Source organism: Thermoactinomyces sp. DSM 45892 (genome assembly GCF_900107305.1).
In the GTDB taxonomy this organism is placed as follows: domain Bacteria; phylum Bacillota; class Bacilli; order Thermoactinomycetales; family Thermoactinomycetaceae; genus Baia.
The window spans coordinates 125,433-143,089 of sequence record NZ_FNPL01000003.1 but is presented as its reverse complement, the minus strand read 5'-3'; the positions used below and the strand labels follow the sequence as shown (position 1 = coordinate 143,089).

At 42.5% G+C, this 17,657-nt stretch carries 19 protein-coding genes and 1 other annotated feature; of the genes, 8 read left to right on the top strand and 11 right to left on the bottom strand.

What is annotated here, in order from left to right; genetic code table 11:
* Positions 1 to 83 precede the first annotated feature (83 nt).
* Both trmB and rpsD read left to right on the top strand, forming a co-directional pair.
* Positions 84 to 734: a tRNA (guanosine(46)-N7)-methyltransferase TrmB gene (gene trmB, locus BLU58_RS03575; protein ID WP_093290858.1), complete on the top strand. Its 651-nt coding sequence runs from the start codon at positions 84 to 86 to the stop codon at positions 732 to 734.
* A 273-nt stretch (positions 735 to 1,007) separates the two neighbouring features.
* A complete protein-coding gene (rpsD, locus tag BLU58_RS03570) occupies positions 1,008 to 1,607 on the top strand; it encodes a 30S ribosomal protein S4 (RefSeq protein ID WP_093290857.1) in 600 nt (199 codons plus the stop codon).
* A 112-nt stretch (positions 1,608 to 1,719) separates the two neighbouring features.
* Here rpsD and BLU58_RS03565 read toward each other — a convergent pair whose 3' ends face one another.
* Positions 1,720 to 2,169 (bottom strand): Hsp20/alpha crystallin family protein, encoded by a 450-nt coding sequence (locus BLU58_RS03565; RefSeq protein WP_093290856.1) that lies wholly within the window; start codon positions 2,167 to 2,169, stop codon positions 1,720 to 1,722.
* A gap of 81 nt (positions 2,170 to 2,250) precedes the next feature.
* Here BLU58_RS03565 and BLU58_RS16280 point away from each other — a divergent pair, with 81 nt between their 5' ends.
* Genes BLU58_RS16280 through BLU58_RS03555 form a run of 3 tightly spaced genes read left to right on the top strand, consistent with a single transcriptional unit; the run spans position 2,251 to position 3,176 of the window.
* Positions 2,251 to 2,424, top strand: a complete 174-nt coding sequence (locus BLU58_RS16280) for a hypothetical protein (protein ID WP_176786482.1) — start codon at positions 2,251 to 2,253, stop codon at positions 2,422 to 2,424.
* 25 nt (positions 2,425 to 2,449) lie between these two features.
* Complete coding sequence (locus BLU58_RS03560; RefSeq protein ID WP_093290855.1) at positions 2,450 to 2,827, top strand: hypothetical protein; 378 nt, start codon at positions 2,450 to 2,452, stop codon at positions 2,825 to 2,827.
* 34 nt (positions 2,828 to 2,861) lie between these two features.
* On the top strand, positions 2,862 to 3,176 hold the full coding sequence (locus tag BLU58_RS03555) for a hypothetical protein (RefSeq protein WP_255404577.1): 315 nt from the start codon (positions 2,862 to 2,864) through the stop codon (positions 3,174 to 3,176).
* Here BLU58_RS03555 and BLU58_RS03550 read toward each other — a convergent pair.
* The 5 genes from BLU58_RS03550 to tyrS all read right to left on the bottom strand — a co-directional run bounded on the left by BLU58_RS03550 (position 3,162) and on the right by tyrS (position 6,183).
* Positions 3,162 to 3,428: a hypothetical protein gene (locus tag BLU58_RS03550; protein WP_093290854.1), complete on the bottom strand. Its 267-nt coding sequence runs from the start codon at positions 3,426 to 3,428 to the stop codon at positions 3,162 to 3,164. The two genes, BLU58_RS03555 and BLU58_RS03550, sit on opposite strands and share 15 nt — an antisense overlap.
* 24 nt (positions 3,429 to 3,452) lie before the next feature.
* Positions 3,453 to 3,698 (bottom strand): hypothetical protein, encoded by a 246-nt coding sequence (locus tag BLU58_RS03545; protein ID WP_093290853.1) that lies wholly within the window; start codon positions 3,696 to 3,698, stop codon positions 3,453 to 3,455.
* Positions 3,699 to 3,863: 165 nt separating this feature from the next.
* On the bottom strand, positions 3,864 to 4,457 hold the full coding sequence (locus BLU58_RS03540; RefSeq protein WP_176786481.1) for a DUF2812 domain-containing protein: 594 nt from the start codon (positions 4,455 to 4,457) through the stop codon (positions 3,864 to 3,866).
* Between the two features lie 4 nt (positions 4,458 to 4,461).
* Positions 4,462 to 4,767, bottom strand: coding sequence for a PadR family transcriptional regulator (locus BLU58_RS03535; RefSeq protein WP_093290851.1), 306 nt, complete (start codon positions 4,765 to 4,767; stop codon positions 4,462 to 4,464).
* A 147-nt stretch (positions 4,768 to 4,914) separates the two neighbouring features.
* Positions 4,915 to 6,183 (bottom strand): tyrosine--tRNA ligase, encoded by a 1,269-nt coding sequence (tyrS, locus tag BLU58_RS03530; protein WP_093290850.1) that lies wholly within the window; start codon positions 6,181 to 6,183, stop codon positions 4,915 to 4,917.
* 41 nt (positions 6,184 to 6,224) lie between these two features.
* Positions 6,225 to 6,443 (bottom strand) — a binding site (T-box leader).
* Positions 6,444 to 6,488: 45 nt separating this feature from the next.
* On the opposite strand from tyrS, the gene BLU58_RS03525 reads away from it, so the two are divergent.
* The 3 genes from BLU58_RS03525 to BLU58_RS03515 all read left to right on the top strand — a co-directional run bounded on the left by BLU58_RS03525 (position 6,489) and on the right by BLU58_RS03515 (position 12,021).
* Positions 6,489 to 8,876 (top strand): transglycosylase domain-containing protein, encoded by a 2,388-nt coding sequence (locus BLU58_RS03525; RefSeq protein ID WP_093290849.1) that lies wholly within the window; start codon positions 6,489 to 6,491, stop codon positions 8,874 to 8,876.
* Between the two features lie 178 nt (positions 8,877 to 9,054).
* Complete coding sequence (locus BLU58_RS03520) at positions 9,055 to 11,355, top strand: transglycosylase domain-containing protein (protein ID WP_093290848.1); 2,301 nt, start codon at positions 9,055 to 9,057, stop codon at positions 11,353 to 11,355.
* 156 nt (positions 11,356 to 11,511) lie between these two features.
* Complete coding sequence (locus BLU58_RS03515) at positions 11,512 to 12,021, top strand: thermonuclease family protein (protein ID WP_093290847.1); 510 nt, start codon at positions 11,512 to 11,514, stop codon at positions 12,019 to 12,021.
* Between the two features lie 119 nt (positions 12,022 to 12,140).
* Here the strand turns inward: BLU58_RS03515 and acsA are convergent, their stop codons facing one another.
* The 5 genes from acsA to BLU58_RS03490 form a co-directional block, all read right to left on the bottom strand.
* Positions 12,141 to 13,859, bottom strand: coding sequence for an acetate--CoA ligase (gene acsA / locus BLU58_RS03510; protein ID WP_093290846.1), 1,719 nt, complete (start codon positions 13,857 to 13,859; stop codon positions 12,141 to 12,143).
* 171 nt (positions 13,860 to 14,030) lie between these two features.
* Complete coding sequence (locus tag BLU58_RS03505) at positions 14,031 to 14,192, bottom strand: DUF1540 domain-containing protein (protein WP_093290845.1); 162 nt, start codon at positions 14,190 to 14,192, stop codon at positions 14,031 to 14,033.
* Positions 14,193 to 14,290: 98 nt separating this feature from the next.
* On the bottom strand, positions 14,291 to 14,986 hold the full coding sequence (locus BLU58_RS03500; RefSeq protein WP_093290844.1) for a 5'-methylthioadenosine/adenosylhomocysteine nucleosidase: 696 nt from the start codon (positions 14,984 to 14,986) through the stop codon (positions 14,291 to 14,293).
* Positions 14,987 to 15,005: 19 nt separating this feature from the next.
* On the bottom strand, positions 15,006 to 16,034 hold the full coding sequence (ccpA, locus tag BLU58_RS03495) for a catabolite control protein A (RefSeq protein WP_093290843.1): 1,029 nt from the start codon (positions 16,032 to 16,034) through the stop codon (positions 15,006 to 15,008).
* Positions 16,035 to 16,125: 91 nt separating this feature from the next.
* Positions 16,126 to 17,628: a hypothetical protein gene (locus BLU58_RS03490; RefSeq protein WP_093290842.1), complete on the bottom strand. Its 1,503-nt coding sequence runs from the start codon at positions 17,626 to 17,628 to the stop codon at positions 16,126 to 16,128.
* Positions 17,629 to 17,657: the final 29 nt, after the last annotated feature.

The window sequence follows — 17,657 nt, the reverse complement described above, 5'->3', positions numbered from 1 at the left end:
GGGAAAACTTTTCAATCTTTGTCGACAAGCTCAGTCTAGGCTATAATAGTATAGCGAATTCTGAACAAATGAGGGACATATTTATGCGTTTACGAAGACATCCATTAGCACGGCAAATCTTATCTACACATCCACTCGTCATACAACAACCCGAAGAAAGCAAAGGGCAGTGGGAGACTCACTTTCCTTCCAAGCAACCGCTATATATCGAGCTCGGAACAGGAAAAGGGCAATTTTTAGCCAAAGCAGCGGAGCTTCACCCCCACATCAATTGGATCGGTGTAGAAAAGATCGAAGAGCCTCTCATGTATGCAGTCCAAAAAGGGGAAGCGACGGAGTGTACCAATCTCCGATATGTATGGATGGATATTACCAAACTAGAAGAAATTTTTGCTCCAGGAGAAGAAGTGGATCGAATTTACCTTCATTTTAGCGATCCGTGGCCAAAAACTCGCCATGCCAAACGTCGTCTCACTCATCACACATTTCTAGACAAATATCGCAATGTATTAAAGCCAGACGGTGATCTTATTTTAAAAACAGATAGTGTTTCTCTGTTCGATTTCTCATTAGAAGAGCTAGAAACAAACGGCTGGAACATCGTCGAAATATCACGCGATCTACACCAAAGCGAATGGGCAAACACCAATATCACGACTGAGTACGAGGAAAAGTTTTCCGCACGCGGCTTTACGATCAACTATGTACGTGCCTATCCGCCTCGGAGAGCATAAACTCTGTCCAAGAGCTCACCATTGACTTTTTTTAGTAGAATGATATAATTCATCCTTGTATGGCTCAAATGTATCCCTCCTTAGGGAGATGAGGATAGCTCACAAAAGGTGAAGGGATCACCCTCACTATTTCGCCCTATCGTATATAGATAGGAATCTCTTGCTTTCGTCGCTATCCGGAAGCAGGCAGATCCATTTAGCGAAATAGTCCCTGTCGTTTGTGCGATAACAACACAATTGATCGCAAATGATCACAAAAGGAGAGTTAATACTATGGCACGTTATACTGGCCCACGCTGGAAACTTAGTCGTCGTCTTGGCATCTCTCTTTCCGGTACTGGTAAAGAGTTGGCAAAACGTCCTTATGCTCCAGGACAACACGGACAAGCTCGTAAAAAACTGAGCGAGTACGGAATCCAATTACAAGAAAAACAAAAACTACGTCTCATGTACGGCTTAAACGAGCGTCAGTTCCGTAACCTATTCGACAAGTCTGGTAAAGCGCAAGGGATTCATGGTGAAAACTTCATGAAAGCTCTTGAAGTACGTCTAGACAACATCGTATACCGTCTTGGTCTTACACGCACTCGTTCTCAAGCACGTCAATTAGTAGTTCATGGACACGTTACTGTGAACGGCAAAAAAGTAGACCGCCCAGCATTCACTGTTTCAATCGGTGATGTAATCGGTCTTCGCGAGCGTAGCCAAAACCTAACCATCGTGAAAGAAGCTCTTGCAGAGCGCTCTTTCTTACCAGAATATCTCACTTTTGATGAGAGCAAAATGGAAGGTTCTCTCACTCGTCTTCCTGACCGTAGTGAATTACCATCTGAAATCAACGAAACCTTGATCGTAGAGTTCTACTCCCGTTAATCGTTTCGTAAACCAACTGCCATGTCTAGTCGACATGGCAGTTTTTTTATCCTTCTATTCATATATAACCGCATTAAATCATATAAAAAAGAAGTGGAACTATTTTTGTGTGTTATTCCCATTCTACAGCAATTAATGTTTCTTTTCCTCCACGCTCTCTCGGTAGCCGTATTTCAAAAATTCCTTCTTTACATTTCGCACGAATTCCTTTTTCCTTCACTAAACAAGGTAGCGAAACAGTTGTTCTACTTCCTTTCGAACCCGTCTCAATAATGAGTTCTGATTTTGTACAAAAAAATCGAATCTCATTGGGGCGAACGGTATTCGGTAGCTCACCCTTTATAATAACGTAATCCATCAACTCGACTAAATCCCATTGAATTCCGGAATCATTCCCACTAAAAGAAGTAGCAATCGGATTACTTTGAAATACCTCACCCAACGATTGTTGAATGCTTTTTTGAATAAATGATTGTATTTGAGTGGGGTTCAATTGGCCAGGAGAAATCGTTTCTCCACCCTGCCAAGGTATTGATCGAATGGTACTCCAAATATCGTTCATCGTATCCACACCTTCCTTATCATCTCATGTTAGGAGGTTTTTCAGATAAAATTTAAATTAGACTCACTAAAAGTAGACTCCATGACACAGTCATCAGGCATTTTCTCGGGAAAGAACATTCATACACAAATCCGATCCATTATCAAAAAGAACGAGGGTTCTAGCGTGGTAGGGGATCAGAACCAGATGATCCATACGATCCAAACCATTCACGATCAAGACCATTTCGACTTTCATCATCCAAGCTCGAATTAGCCATTAATCATAAAGGATGAGTTACATGATCTCTTGGTTTCGAAAACGTCGTAATCATTCGCCTCATCCAACCCAGCAATTAGCCACCAAACTCGACCAATTAGAGGCTAGTGTTAAGGAGCTACTAAATCGATCCCCTGAAGTCCATATCCATATCCATCAACTTGATATTCACCAACCCGTACTCGAACAACTCACCTTTCGGCTGGACCAGCTGGATATCGACGAGCTAAGCGGGTCGCTAAACATCGGAAACAATCTAGGTATCCAAGCCTCCAAGAAATCGGTATCCAAACACTCACAGCCATCCGCTCCATCTTCTACTGACCCATTATCTGAAATGAAAGTGAGTTCGAACCAGAGTGGATTTTCCATTCGCTATCCCAATAAGCCGGTGGATTAGCTCAGACGAATATAAAAAGGGAGTGGTGATACCGATGAAATCTCCCACGTTTTTACTTGGAACAATCCGGATCGGAGTCATGGAGGGGGCTTCTTCTGTCAATATGGGGAATAACTGGTTAAGTGACTTCGAGAGTGTTAAAAAGCATAATCAAGGCTTGGGGTCATTTCATGGGGACCAGAACCAGATTCACGATCTTTACTCAGTTCTACAGGATTCTGATCTCATTGATACTTTTACGCAATGTGCCGACTCAAAAGACATTCCGGACTGGCTACAAAAGTTGATAACAGAAAAAATGAAGCCAGATAAAAACGAGAAAAATGAAGCACCCTCATCCACCACTTGAGTGTGGTCCCACTGTCCCTTCATCTTCCTTTGAATCATCCTTCTCGATCTTGATCCAATTCGAATCAATAATATCAGGATCATCAATAACGTTTATGACTCGATACAAGATATTTCCATCCCCTGCAACCGTCCCACCTGCAGAATTAATCTTTAACTGCATGCTCCACTGGATCGGATAATTCTCCCCTACAAAAATCCCTGCATTTTGGGTGATTAACTGAACTTGGATCGTTCCAACCGTGACATCCATCTATTTCTCTCCCATATCGCATCCCTATATCTGCACACTCGCATCCGGTGCAATCAACTCAGGCTGTGTAATGGCAGTATCAAGTAGGTCACTATCCATTTGGAAGTTTATAGGTGCTGTCGATAAGAAGATGCCAGCCTGTATACCGTTTGCTATGTTCGCCTTGCCCTGACAAGTCCAATCCGACAAATTATTTTGCCCCGTCGAAACAGCGCCGTTCCCCTGAACCAAATTTACATTAATTTGATTCATAATCACCGATACTGGCATACTAATTCTCCTTTGGTTCACACTTAACTTATGGTTTAGCTTATGCATACAGCCCAACTAGCGTGATAACTGCCTACAACTATTCATCCATGAAAATGGACTAGCTATCATACCATTGTTATATAAAAAATAGACTCTACTTTTGATCGTAGGGTCTATTCATATTTATTCAGCAAATGTATTCTCTTGTTTTAAACACTTCTTGTACTTGAAGGTAAAAACCATCGTCATGATGATGCAAAACCAAACTGGTGCACAACGCATAAGTGCAAAAGGGGTTTCAAATAGTAAAGCCTTTATAAAAGCACTACCTTGTTTTCCCCATAAACCTGGGGTCAAATAGGCATCCATTGGGTTAAGATATACGTTGCCAGATGTAGAAACAGCCAAAAATACTACAAACCACAACAAGTAATAATTAGCGATTCGTTTTAACATGGCACCAGAGGATTGTACATCAGAAAACAACTCATCATGACCGTCTTTCTCTTTAATCCAGTAATGGATATAATGATGTCGGCTATTTGCAACACGTCGCCAGCCAAATTCTTCGTGTAAATCAACATATGTATTATATTTCTCTTTCGACATGCCATTTTGAACATCCAACTTAATAACCTGATTCGGATTCGTTGTTTTTTTAAAATGATAAACACCTGTAAGTGAACTTCTCTTTACCAATTCATAACCCTTCTTTAATTGCTCATTTAACCAAGCTTCTTCCTTATGGATATCGATAAACATTTTAAACTTTTTCATTTTATCATTCCCCTTTGTATACATGGATGATGTGTTGCATTCTTTCAATATCCAACTCCAAAACGTCTCTTCCTTGATCTGTCAGTACATAAACCTTTCGCCGGGCATCCTGTGTCTCCACCCGTCCAATCAGCTTATGTTTCATCAAATTCTCAATCGCACCGTATAACGTTCCAGCTGCAATTCGGACAGCGCCCGCACTCATTTCCTCCACCTTTTGCATAATCACATACCCGTGCGCCGGCTCTCGCAGCGCTAACATGATATAGCTCATTGTCTCCGTTAACGGTAATAACTTATTTCTCTTCACTATCATTCCGCCTAACTGTATAGTTTGACTGTATAGTTATATAATATACAGTTAAACTATATAAGTCAACTATATAACTGAAATCTTTTTCATTCCTAATAGAAAACAGGCATCTAGATCCTTTTTTTAGGGCCTAGATGCCTGTTTTTAAACCAACTTAATCTGAGCAAACTTCCTCTTCCCAACCTGAATCACAAGCCCATCTTCCAACTGAATCCGCGCCTGCACATCTAATAGCTTCTCCTGATTCACACGCACACCACCGTTTTGAATCATCCGCCTCGCCTCTCCATTTGACGGACAAAGCTTCAATTGAGTTAACAATGGTACAATCCATGTGCCCTCCGTCTCTAGACCAGCCTGTGCGATCTCTACTACAGGAATATCATCTGGCAAGGCATTTTGTTGAAAGACGGTGCGGAAACGTTGCTCTGCTTCTTTTGCCGCATCCCTGCCGTGGTACATCTCGACAAAGGTGTAAGCCAGACGCATCTTGGCATCGCGTGGATGAATCGAGCCAGCTTCGATACCCGCTTTCAGATTCGTTAACTCCTCATTCGGAAGATCCGTTGCAAGCTGGAAGTATTTGTACATCAACTCATCTGGGATCGACATCGATTTCCCGTACATATCACTTGGTTCATCGTCCACACCAATGTAGTTGCCCAAGCTTTTACTCATCTTCTTCACGCCATCGAGACCTTCTAGAAGTGGCATCGTTAAAATGACTTGCTCCTCTTGGCCAAATTCTTTTTGCAACTGACGCCCCATGAGCAGGTTAAAGGTTTGGTCCGTTCCCCCTAACTCCACATCGGATTGCAACGCAACGGAATCGTATCCTTGCATCAGTGGGTAGAAGAACTCGTGAATACTAATCGCCTGACCGCTTTGGTAACGTTTCGAGAAATCATCACGCTCGAGCATCCGAGCAACGGTTACTTTCGCCGCTAAATTAGTTACATCAGCAAAGGTCAAAGGAGCTAGCCACTTACTATTAAAGGAAATCTCTGTCCTAGCTGGATCAAGTCTCTTAAATAATTGAGTGGTATACGTCTTCGCATTATGAAGTACTTCTTCTTCTGTCAACTGTTTTCGAGTCTCCGATTTCCCTGTTGGATCACCAACCCGAGCCGTGAAGTCTCCGATCACTAATTGAACCGTATGACCGAGATCCTGAAATTGTTTTAGTTTATTAAATACAACGGTATGCCCTATATGAATATCGGGAGCGGTTGGGTCTAGTCCTAATTTTACTTTTAGCGGCTTCTTTTGTTCAATCGAACGACGTAACTTACTATGAAAGGCATCTAGTGGTAGAATCTCCACTGTCCCTCTCTGTAAAATAGCTAACTGTCGTTGTAATTCTTGCTCAACCTCTGGTGTCATTTGCTTTTTTTCGTCTTGATGGCTCAACATTCTCTCTCCTTTTTTAGGCAAAATAAAAAACTTCACTCCCGATAAGGGACGAAGTTATTCCGCGGTACCACCCTTGTTGAAGATCACATAACAAATGAATCTCCCACTCAATCATGATATCGGTTTGAAACCGTGCAGACCTGTGTCCGCATAAGCTCCCAAGCGTAATTCACCAAAAAGACTCGACTGGTTTGCACCTACCACCAGTTCTCTGAATTCGAAAAAACTTATTGGCTACTGTACTTGTTCGTCACTTTCAAATATATGGTATAATATTACCCGAAACCGAGGAGGGTATCAAGTAAATGGAGAAACGGGTCGATAAATACAAAAACTCCCATTCAACCACCCAAAAAATACTAAGAAAATTCCTTTATATCGGAATGATTATTGTAACCATTGCTCTTACTGGTGTGATGTTGGGAGTCGGTGTTGCAGCTGGTGTGGTTCAGTCGATCGTAAAAGACGAAAAAGTTCGATCGAAAGATGATTTAGATAAAGATTTAAAGAAACTATTTGAAACGAGTTATGCCTATTTTCAGAATAAAGATGAAGATGGAAAACCTGTCCTCATCGGATCTCTACGTGCCGAAAATCAGGACCGTACCCTATTAAGCGATATCAAAGAAGTAAGTCCTAACTTAACCAATGCCTTTATTTCCATCGAAGATCGAGACTTTTACAAACATCAAGGCATTGTTCCACGTTCCATCATACGTGCTGCCTATCAATCTGCCACAAACGCCTCTTCTCAAACAGGCGGCAGTACCATTACACAACAACTAGTTAAGAATCTTATTCTAAATGATCGATCCAAAGATTTAGAGCGAAAATCAAAAGAAATCATTTTAGCTCTGCGCCTAGAGCAATTATACAATAAAGATGAAATCATCCGTAACTACATGAATGTCGTCCATTTCGGCCCCGGTGCTCACGGCCAACAAATGTATGGTGTGAAATCAGCGGCAAATGGACTATTTAAAAAAGATGTAAAAGACCTAAACCCTGCCCAAGCCGCTTACATCGCTGGAATGGTTCAACGTCCTAATGCACTAAGTCCCTTCTACAGCGATTCCGCTACAGCTAATAAAGAAGAGTCCAATGCCGGCCTTGAACGCGGATTAAAGCGAATGAAGCTCGTTCTTTCTAAGATGAAAGAATATGGATATCTAAATGAAAAAGAGTACCAAGAGGCTCTTTCCTTTAACCTAGAAGAATCCTTGGCCAAACCAGAGCAATTTGAAAATGCCTACAGCAAATATCCATTCATCATGTTTACCATTGAAGATGAAGCAGCCAAGACCCTGATGGAAAAAGACGGGTTAAATCTGGCGGAGTTGAACAAGCAGGGAAAATACCGCTCTACACTGGAAGAGTATAAAAAGCTTGCCTCGACAAAGGGATACCGTTTCTACACTACATTAAACGAGCAATTATACAACGAAATCAATCAGGACGTCATAAAAGGAATCACACTTCGCCCCCGGTTGTATCCCAAATCCGGCAAAAAGTATGAAGAAGAGCTTGGCGCTTGTGTCATCGAAAACCAGACAGGAGCCGTCCTCGCCTTTGTCCCAAGTACGCACAAGTTTGATAAGAACCAAAAGGATCACTGCTTCGATGTCCAAAACCAGCCGGGTTCAGCCATCAAGCCAGTCCTTGACTATGGACCTGCCCTAGAACTAGGACTTCTCTCCCCTCAAGCTAAAATTGTGGATGAAGTGATTAAAAAAGGCGGAGGTGGCGGCGATTATAAAAATGCGAATGAAAGATTCCAAGGACCCGTCACAGTGGAGCATGCTTTGAAATTTTCACTAAATACTCCTGCCATTAAAACATTTCGTGCCGTCGGACAAGAAAGAGCGTTTAACTTTATCCGTCAGATGGGGCTAAATCCACATCCACATGATACAGAGTCGGCGGCCATCGGAGGAAATACGTACGGATTTACCGTAGAGAAGATGACAGCATCCTTTGCTACTTTTGCTAACGGCGGAACCCATTATCCCCCTTTTGTGATCAGTAAGATCGAAGATGCAGATGGAAATGTCATTTTTGAACACAAAAGCAAGCCAGTCGAAGTCTTCTCTCCGCAGACTTCCTATAAAATTACCAAGATGCTACGCACAGTTGTAAAAGGAGGCACAGCCTCGCTCATAGGAAGGAAAATCAATCCGAAATACGATGTGGCTGGTAAAACCGGAACCAGTAGTGACTATGACGATCTATGGTTTGTAGGATATACACCTAAAATCAGCATCGGCGTATGGGCTGGCTATGATTACAACATGTCCATGACCAATAAAGACATGGCGAAAAATGCATGGGTCAATATCTTTAAAGCGATCGAACGGGCCAATCCTCAACTGCTCGCAGGTAAATTTTCGAATCCAGGAAACTTAGGTTTTGAGATGGCAGTCGCTTCATTTGACCGAGCCCGCTTCTCTGCATGGCAAGAGACGAAGAGAAAAGAAGAAGAAGAAGAGAAAAAGAAGAAAGAGGAAGAAGAAAAGGAAAAAGAAGATGGGAATGAAGAAGGAAACGAAATCACGATACCGGTTATTACACCCCCCGGCAAACCTAAACCTCCGGGCAAACCACCCGAGCCAGGAAGGCCAACTAAACCAGACGATATTCAACATCAGAACATCCCATTTTCTCTTGACCCATCAAGAGAACGAAAGTTTCCGTAGCGATGCAAATATCCACAGATTGCCATAATTCACTACTAAAATACCATACCCTCTACTTGGGACTTCTGATACAATACAGGAGTCCCTTTTTTATGCCCATAACAAATGTAGTAGCACGGAATTGTCACATGAAAATCATCCATTAAATGATATAATTCTTACATGAGGAGGTAGCAAGATGGAATCAGAGAAACAAGAGAAACAACAACCTAAAAAAGGTAAACGCATACTAAAAAAGCTGGGTAAGACTACTTTTATTGTAGCCGTATCCCTATTAACCATAGCAGTAGGAGCTGCTGGAGTAGGTTTAGGAGCGGTTCAAGCATTCACCAAAGATGAGAAAATTCGCACAAAAGCAGATTTTGAGGAAACACTCGCTAATTTTAGCTCAGATTCGTATGTTTATTTCGGTGACAAAGATAAAACAGAAGTTGAAAAAATGCACCGCAAAGATTCACGGGAATTAATTAAAAGCTCAAAAGAGGTAAGCAAGCACTTATTAGATGCATTATTCGCAACAGAAGACCGAGAGTTTTATCAACATAGCGGATTCGTCCCTAAAGCGATCCTGCGCGCCACATGGCAAAGCGCTATTGGGATGGATGACGCGAGTGGCGGTAGTACCCTCACCCAACAACTAGTCAAACGAGAAATTCTCAAGAACCCTGAGAAGTCCTATCAACGGAAAGCAAAAGAACTAATTGATGCAAACCGCATAGAAAAATACTATAGCAAAGAAGAAATTTTAGTAAGCTACTTAAACAGTGTATTCTTAGGAAACGGTGCCAATAATAAGCTTCTTTATGGCTTTAAGGTAGGAGCATACGGACTTTTTAACAAGGATATCGATAAGCTCACGCTTCCAGAAGCGGCGTATCTCGTAGGGATGGTACAAAGTCCAAATCGGTACAATCCTAATAACCCAGCTAAAGAAGCAGACGAGGCTATTAAATTAGGGACAAAGCGGATGCAGTTAGTCCTAAAAAATATGCTTACCGTAAACAAGATCACCCAAAAAGAATATGATGAAGCGATTAAAGCTGATATCTCAAAATCATTTGTTTCCGAGGAAGAACTGAATGAAGAAGGTGGAATGGAAAACTATCCATACATCATGACAGCCGTTCAAAAAGAAGCTGTTGATATTCTCAAAGATATCGATAAAGAAAAAAATCCTGACCGTGGGTGGAAAGACAAACAATACAACGATTACGTAAGAAGTGGTGGATTCAAAATCTACACAACTATCGATAAGAAAATGTACGATGAGATGGATAAAGCTGCCTCTAAGATCAAATACAATAGTAAATCAATCAAAGGTCTTAAAAAAGGTAAGCAAACCGAGCAAATTGGTGCCGTTATGGTAGATCAAAAAACAGGTGAAGTCTTATCTTTCGTAGGTGGTACAGACTTTAAGAAAAACCAAAAAGATCATGCATTTACGGCCCGTAACCAACCTGGTTCGGCGATGAAGCCTATCTTAGCCTACGGTCCAGCACTAGATAAAGGAATCATCAGTCCAAGCTCGATTGTCGTCGATGAACCTCTCGCCAAGCGTGGTAGTAGCGGTTACTATGACGGAAGTAAAGGACCTATTACTACTACGTATGCTCTTGAGTGGTCTAGAAACGTACCTGCTGTCAAAATCTATCGCGATGTCCTACGAAAACTCGGGCAAGGCGGATTGTTTGATGGGTATGTGAAGAAGATGGGCATCGACATTATTCAGAAAGACCGACCTGTAGATAGTTTGGTTCTAGGTGGAGCATCTGTTGGCTACACTGTAGAAGAAATGACAGGTGCCTACTCCATGTTTGCCAATGATGGCGTATATAATGAAACGCATATCATTCGTGAAATCCGTGATAAGGATGATAACATCATCTATCAATACAAACCAAATCCAGTAAGAGTGTTTGAAACCAATACAGCAAGACAACTTACTTCTATGTTACGTGGAGTTGTGACGAGTGGTACAGGTAAGACCATTGGAAACGGTACAGGTGGATATAATGTCGCAGGTAAAACAGGTACAACTACGAGCTACTTTGACCTCTGGTTCGTAGGCTATACACCGGAAGTGACTATGGGCGTCTGGTCTGGTTATGACTACAATGCAATCGGAGATCAACATTTAGCTAAGGAAGCATGGGTAAAATTGTTCAAAGCCGCTGCTGCCGCTAGACCTGATTTGATCAAGAAAGGTTCAAGTTTCCCAAGCGGATCTTCCAGATATGTTCAGTATGAATCGGGAACACCTGTTGATTCGGATACACCTTCTTCCGGAACACAAACGAATCCGAATACCAACTCAAACACGAATACTAATAACCAAAAGAAAGAAAAACAACAACAAACACCAACACCTCAACAACCACCGCGAAATAATGGTCAAAAACCGCCAGGTGGAGATAAGATTAACCCAGAGGACCCCACAAAGAACCAGACACAATTTAAATTTGGCGATGGTGGAGAATAATTAATTCGAATCCCGAGAGCATATCTCGGGATCCTTTTTTATCATTTTTTCATAGATTTCTCACGATTTCGCTTTGCCCTGCTCCATCAAATCGTTTAAAATTATAATAAGATATCTTGATAAATAAGTAGAAAAGTTAACGAAAGGTGAGAAGCTATGTCTACCCTACGTGAAGAAGTGCGTCTAGAAGAAGTCGTAGATGGGGACACGATTATTGTCCTATGGCGCGGGCAAAAAGAAAAAGTACGCCTTCTTCTCATTGATACTCCAGAAATGAATTATGCTCCGTTTGGAGCCACACCGGAACCATTTGCAAGGGATGCGAAAACCTATATCTATGACGAATTGATCTTCGCTAACAAATTGGAAATCGAATTAGACCACCCTCTACGAGATCAGCATGGGCGAATTTTAGCTCATATCTGGATTAACACCGATCGCCTGTTAAACGAAGAACTACTCCGCAAAGGCTATGCTCGCTACGCATATGATTTTGCACGGCATAAACACAAAGTACGCTATCGGAAAGCGGAACAGCTAGCAAAGACAGAAAAGTTAAGAATCTGGTCGCAACCGAACTATGTGAAAAAGAGTGGATTCCGCTCAGATAAAAAGTATAAAACACTAGCCGAACATGTACCTCAATCAAGGCACAAATATAATTAAGAATATAGACATAAAAGAAGGAAGCGCTTACTTGCTACGTAATGGCGCTTCCTTCTTTTATTGTAAAAAAACTATTTTCTTATAGAAATTTATTATCCACTCAAATACTAACAGATTGCTTACTCTTCCATAGTCGATAAGTCACCTGTAGGCAAGCCTAATTCCCAAGCTTTTAACACACGTCGCATGATTTTCCCACTCCGCGTTTTCGGAAGCTTCCCTATAAACTCAATCTCACGAGGAGCCGCATGAGCCGCCATGTGATCCTTCACATACTGACGAATCTCTTCTTTCAACTCAGCAGAGGCTACATATCCCTGCCTTAAAGAAATAAATGCTTTAATAATCTCTCCCCTTACTGGGTCTGGTTTCCCGATTACCCCAGCTTCTGCTACGGCCGGATGCTCAACTAAAGCGCTCTCCACTTCAAAAGGGCCCACCCGCTTCCCTGCTGTATTAATCACATCATCAATTCGGCCCTGGAACCAAAAGTAGCCGTCCTCATCTTGGTAAGCCGTGTCTCCAGATAGATACCAACCCGGGATTTGGAAGTACTCTTGATACTTGGCTTCATTATTCCAGATCTGTCTCATCATCGAAGGCCATCCAGCCCGAATCGCTAAGTGTCCCATTGAATACGGTGGAAGCTCATTTCCATTATCATCGATAATCGCTGCGTAGATACCCGGAAAAGGTCGCCCCATAGAGCCCGGCTTCACCTCCATCTGCGGATAGTTGGAAATAAGGGTTCCACCTGTCTCTGTCATCCACCAGTTATCATGAATTCGCTTTCCGTAAACTTTTAATCCCCAACGAACCACTTCCGGATTTAAAGGCTCGCCCACACTTAAAACATGGCGTACCGAAGATAGGTCATGCTTCTCTACCAGTTTATCTCCTGCACTCATCAACATCCGAAATGCAGTCGGCGCGCTGTACCAGATCGTCACCTTTTTCTCTGCAATCGTCTGATACCAATCCTCGGGTGTAAACCTGCCACCCCGAACCACATTCGTAACACCATGTAACCAAGGAGCAAAAATCCCATAGGAAGTACCCGTCACCCACCCAGGATCTGCTGTGCACCAATAGATATCATCTTCTTGTAAATCCACGACCCATTTTCCCGTTTGGTAGTGGTGAATCATCGCATTATGGACATGCACGACTCCTTTTGGCTTCCCTGTGGAACCCGATGTGTAGTGAATTAGCATCGGATCTTCTCGATCTACCCATTCAATCTCTAAATCCACAGAGGCTGATGCCATCTCTTTCTCATATGAAATCGTTCCTTCTGTATCAGCATCATCGCCTACTAAGATGACATGTTTGAGATGTGGAAGTTCATCAAGAGGCACACGCGAGAGTAACGAAGGTGTAGTCACAAGGGCTACTGCTTCACTATCTTCCAAACGATCTTTTACTGCTACCGTCATAAACGCTTCAAACAAAGGACCAATAATCGCCCCCACTTTTAAAGCACCTAAAAAACTGATATATAACTCAGGTGTTCGCGGTAAGAAAATGAAAACTCGGTCTCCTCTTTTAATTTTGTATTTTCTAAGTAAATTTCCAAATTGATTTGATTTTATCTTTAAATCACCAAACGAATATTTCTCATCCCTTGATTCATCACTGTACCATAAAGCGGTTTTATGCTCTTTTCCTTCTACCACATGCCGATCAATCGCCTCGTAGGCAGCATTCACTTTCCCTGTCTCACTCCATGTAAACGCTTTCTCAACATCCACCCAAGAAAAATCTTTATAAGCTGCCTCATAGTTCTCTAAATTATTTTCTTTTGTTTGAATCCCTACTGATTCCGAGTGATCTAGCATATGATTCTCCTCCTAAGAAAAGAAAAATTTTCTTTTATGTATGATTATAACATAGAACGTTTTCTTCATTCATCATGAATCTAGTTTATATAGAAAAGCTTATGCTTGGGAAAAACATAAAATCTGACCTTTTTATGGGTCAGATTTTCTCAACCGTCTCATGAAACAGACTTAGTGCTTTGCTTTCCGTTCAAAGGTGTGGCAATCGGTTTCCTTTTGATCTTCCGCTTCTTTTCCTGTATGACTTACTACATAGATCGCATCGGCCTCACATTTATCGCCAGATCCCCAGTACGTGCAGTTGTTTACCTCACAACGAACATCACGTGCCATTTAGAAAACCCCCTTTCATATTGTGACTTTATTTTGCTCTGAAAAGGGGATTTTAAACGCACAGAAACAGGGATCATTTTCTACGTATATACATGTTTTTATGCAATTTTATGTAAGAGGTATCGGACCATCATATAAGACCGATCAGCCGCTAAAAGGGTAAACTCCTCAAAATTTACATGGGCAGAATGGTCGGCTCGATCCGACATAGAGCGGATTACGACAAACGGAGTGTTAAGCATAAAGCAGACATGGGCGACCGCCGCCCCCTCCATCTCCACGCAAGCGCCTTGCAACTCTTCACGAAGGATATGTACCGCTTCACTACTAGATATAAATTGATCTCCGGATAAAACCTTTCCTACTTTCACCTGCACTCCATCCATCTCCTGACCCGCCTCTTTAGCCCACTGGACTAAAAACGGATCAGCTGGGAAGATCGAAGTCTCTTGAAATGGAATCTGGCCACGAGCAAAACCTAGAGCCGTTACGTCCACATCATGATACTGGCACTCACTTGAAACCACGATATCCCCAATCTCTAGATCAGGATGAACAGCCCCGGCAACCCCGGTAAATAGGACCGATTTCACTTGAAACTGACTCATTAAGGTCGTTGCACAGATCGCAGCATTTACCTTCCCCACGCCTGACTTGGTAATCACCACTTCGCGCCCTGCCATAACCCCTTCATAGTAGGAAAAACCATGGATCTGATGTACTTGTTTTTCTGTTAAATCCTCTAAAAAACGAGCAATCTCGCTATCCATTGCTCCTATGATTCCGATCTTCATCCGATTGATTCCTCTCTCTCTATTCTGGCCACTGCTTTAAATTCGTTGAGTTTCGTAATTCCAAACTAAAAGGTAACCAAACTTGCTCTGCTCCGATTTCTTCATGTAACATGTATTTGGTCAATAATCGCATCGATACGGCTCCCACATCGTACATCGGATAACTTACTGTACTGAGCAATGGGCGTACTTGCGAAGCAAGAGGAATATTATGGAATCCAATGACAGAAAACGCCTCTGGAACCTTTTTACCTGCATCTTGCAGTGCATGCAGTGCTCCGACTGCCATCTCATCACTAGCACATGCCACTGCCGTCATCTCAGGCTCCGCCTTAAGCAAATCCTGCATCGCCTGATATCCGGATCGATATCCGTTATCCCCATAACGAACAATCGAGTCGTCATACTCCATTCCTGTCTCATGAAGAGCTTGCTTATACCCTTCTAAGCGCGGCACACCTTGCACACTATCTTCATTTGGATTGGAGATATAGCCGACCTTCTTGTGTCCTTCTGCTAGTAAAACCATTACCGCTTCTTTAGACGCCTCTTTTTGGTCAATATGAACAAAAGGAAGCTTCTTTTCTCGATCTTCTGTCGCTGCCAACACAACCGGAATCGAGGATGCCGAAAAAATTTCCTTATGAGCAGGCGTAATCGTTCCACCTAAAAATAACAATCCATCCACTTGCTTCTCCATTAACGTTTCAATCAGCCGAAGCTCTCGCTCTTGTCGTAAGTCTGAGTTACTCAGGATAATATTGTAGTTATACATCGTGGCGATATCTTCAATTCCCCTCGCCACCTCCGCATAAAAAGCATTTGAGATGTCAGGAATCACGACTCCTACTGTCGTTGTCTTTTTGCTGGCAAGACCACGCGCCACTGCGTTTGGACGGTAGCCTAAGTTCCGGATCACTTCTAACACTTTTTTACGTGTAGCTGGTTTTACATTGGGATTGCCATTTACAACCCGGGAAACAGTAGCCATCGATACATTGGCTTCTCGTGCAACATCATAAATCGTGATCGTCTCTTTTTTCTTCATGTTGTTTTCCCACATCCATTATGGTTATTCGTTTTTAGTATAGCAAAGATTATTCTTTCCATTGTACCAAAAAAGAACCAACCTAATTAGGCTAGTTCTGATTTCGCTCGTTTTGGGCCATTAATTGCAGGATATAGGGAATGGTATCCCCCATCACACTTGTCCAAGCAACCGGTGTTCCGCGGTTAATCCACACGATAGGTTGGCGACTAGCAAGTGCCCGGAAAAGTTTCTTCGTCGATACAAGTCTTGGCATCATTTCGGGAAGACTGGAGTTTTGTTTCTTTGCTTCTAGTATTAACTGCTCTGCATGAGCATCAGAAGTAAAGAAATCAACAATCGGACTTTGATCTTGACCCGCCAAAATGACCATATTTCCATTATGATCGGTAATTACCCAGATCCGGCGGCTATCTGCTAAAAGCCGGCATACTTCCCAGCCATTCGCTACACCTTGCCCCGACATCGTAGCCCGTTCTAATTGTTCTAATTGAGCTTTTAATTCGGGTGGGATGGAGAGATTTCCAGGGACAACATGTTCTTTTGCCGGTGTTGGGGTTGGTTCTGATGTTGGGGTTGCAACAGATGGAGCCATATCCACTTTCTTTGATGATGAATCTTTTTCAACAGAGAGTGGTTCTTTCGGACCTTTATCCTTTTCGATCGTTTCTGTTTGAGCCACTTCTCCAGTAGGTTCTTCTTCTCTATTTTCATCTGCGGCCCCATCATGTACCGGGTTTAGGTCGTTCTCTTCTTCTTGACGATTTTGTATCGTGGGATCTGTTATAGTGGTAGTCGCAACTTCTTCAAACGGGGACACACTTTCATCTGGCTTCACTTCTTGCGTGACACCTGCATCTTCAGTCTGCTCTGAGGCTGGATCGCTTACAGGGATAAATGGATGTTGAGTTATTTCAGGTTCAACATAGCCTAACTTCGGACCCTGCTGGATGGCGACTACTTGACTTGGCGTTAATAACATCTGCTCAGGGAGGCCCGAATGAAATAGGGGAGCCGGTGCACCTAATTTCGCCACACGCCCAAAAATATCGTCCCATGAAGCTAATCTCACCTCTCCGCCTTGTTGTGCACTTACGTGACGAGCATCTTTTTCTGTTACGTAGATGACCACTGTAAATTTGCCCGGTTCGTACGGAGCTAATAATAATTCATTTCCCCTCGAAGGAAGCCATGCACCTGCTGAGTGGGATAGTATATGTACCGCGTATGCACTAATAAGCGCCATAAGGCGTCCTTTATCTATATACAACCTAGAAGGCAATCCGGGGTTAAATAAAACGCCCTCTGCATCCGAACGAAATGCCTTTAGTAAAAAAGGTAGGGCTGGTTCTTCTTGAATTACTAGATATTCTGGATTCGTAGCTCTTACATATCGCGCAACATCGACATCCGTAAACGCAATCACATTTTTCCCATTTGGGTGATTACTCTTCGCTAATAAAGGCTTTCTGCCAGCTTCTGAATTTTGATATACAACGGTTAGCCTGGGTACATTCTGAGAAAAGAAATCATACAGACGATCAGGACTAATCTGATTTTGACTAGCAAGTTCTAAGCATTCCCTTGCATTCATAGGGAACTCCTCCCATCAACTTCTCTATA